Genomic DNA, 1,584 nt, shown 5'->3' with positions numbered 1-1,584 from the left:
GCTTGGGAAAAAGCGGGAGGACCGACGTCTCCGAAAAACACGACGAGTATTTGGCCCAAAAGGTTTCCAATGAAAACCCTCTCCCTCCTCGGGCAACCCCCGGGTTATCCGCGCTTCTATTTGGTAAAAGGGGAAGGCTGCGCGGTACCAACCATCCATTCGTGATCACACACCTCACCAGTCCCCATACTCCTACTCCTCACCAAGTGCTCCAGGAAAAGGCTCACGGTAGTCTCATCTCGCCTGAAGAAGGTTTTTTACCTTCAGGGCATAGGGTTCGAGGGCCACATAAATCCAAGCGTCCTTCCTGCCCACCTTCACCCAACCTAAAGCGATCTCCCAAAGTGGAATTCGGTGTTCTTCCAGGAAACCTGTTTCTCACCTCGGTAAAAGTTTCCTCAGAACGAGGATCTCCACTTTTTTAAACGGAGCTGAAAGGAGCCCTCTTGATTTTGTGAAAAACTTGTGATAGGTTATTTACGAGGAGGTGAGAGATGGACAAGAATTCGTGGGAAGAAGGGGGCTTCTTCTCCTTCCGCACGATGATCACTCCCGGCATTATCAAGCTTATCTATGTGTTGGGGGCGATCGGGATTACCATCGCGGGTGTAGTAAGAATCATAGGCGCCATTGAAGCCGGCCGTTACTGGGGTGGTGCAGTGTGGGGTGTTATTTGGGGTATTGGCATCATCATCTTAGGGAATCTCCTTTGGCGGGTCTTCTGCGAAGAGCTGATCGTACTCTTCAAAATCCATGATTTGCTGAGCTCCATTGAGAAGCGATTTTACTCCCTCAATCTTCCGGACACCTCAGGCATACAGGAGACGCTGGGCTCCATTGCGGAGGAGCTGAAGGGTGGAACCTCGCGGTTAATCTCCATAGAAGAGGTGCTGAAGGATGGCTTTCAGCAGCTTCAGAAGGCTCAAACTCCTCCACTGGCCATTTCCGAAACAAAGGAGAGGCCCTCAGAGCAGGCCCGTCTTGGAGCGCAACAATTCCCGCCTCCCCAAACGGAAGGCACGCCCCCCAAAGTGGAGCGGCCTAGGGCTCGCCGACATTTGAAGCGTTGGGTCTTGCTGCTTTTCTTAATAGCACTAGGAGTTTTCATAGCCTTGCCCATTGCCAGCGGCTACACTAGGCCCCAGGGGCTGACGCCTCAAGCCATCAGTAAATTCCTGGCCGGTCTTTGGGATTACTGGGTGCAAATTGTGGGAGGATTGAAATGACCAAAAGTTGAGGCATACTCGAGTCGGGAATAAAAGTTGAGAAACGCAGGAGTACACAAATGTGGAAAACGGAATATAGAAGAATCAAGAGGATCGGCGGTCTGATAATATTATGTATCGAGATCATCGTACTTGTCGGTGTTAGCTCTCAATGCTTAGCATCTTCGCAAGGCAAGATAGCTTTCGTGGTCAAATATCGGGACGACCCATTGGATATTCAATCGGATATTTGGGTAATGGACGCCGACGGAAGCAATCCCCACCCCGTGACCAATGATCCCTTCCAGGATTGGTATCCATGATGGTCTCCTGACGGTACGAAGATTGCTTTTCACTCTGACCGTAGTGGTAACGTAGA

Annotated in this window: 2 protein-coding genes; one reads left to right on the top strand and one right to left on the bottom strand. The window is 50.8% G+C overall.

From position 1 onward, the window contains the following. The first annotated feature begins 494 nt into the window (after positions 1-494). On the top strand, positions 495-1,226 hold the full coding sequence (locus ACP5PX_RS08235) for a DUF4282 domain-containing protein (protein WP_428085466.1): 732 nt from the start codon (positions 495-497) through the stop codon (positions 1,224-1,226). A gap of 155 nt (positions 1,227-1,381) precedes the next feature. Here the strand turns inward: ACP5PX_RS08235 and ACP5PX_RS08230 are convergent. Further along, on the bottom strand, positions 1,382-1,584 hold a 203-nt coding region (locus ACP5PX_RS08230; RefSeq protein ID WP_428085465.1), incomplete at its 5' end, for a hypothetical protein.

Source organism: Hadarchaeum sp. (SeqCode) (assembly GCF_049969415.1).
In the GTDB taxonomy this organism is placed as follows: Archaea; Hadarchaeota; Hadarchaeia; order Hadarchaeales; family Hadarchaeaceae; genus Hadarchaeum.
The sequence above is the reverse complement of the archived record's forward strand: the minus strand, read 5'-3'. Positions and strand labels throughout refer to the sequence as shown.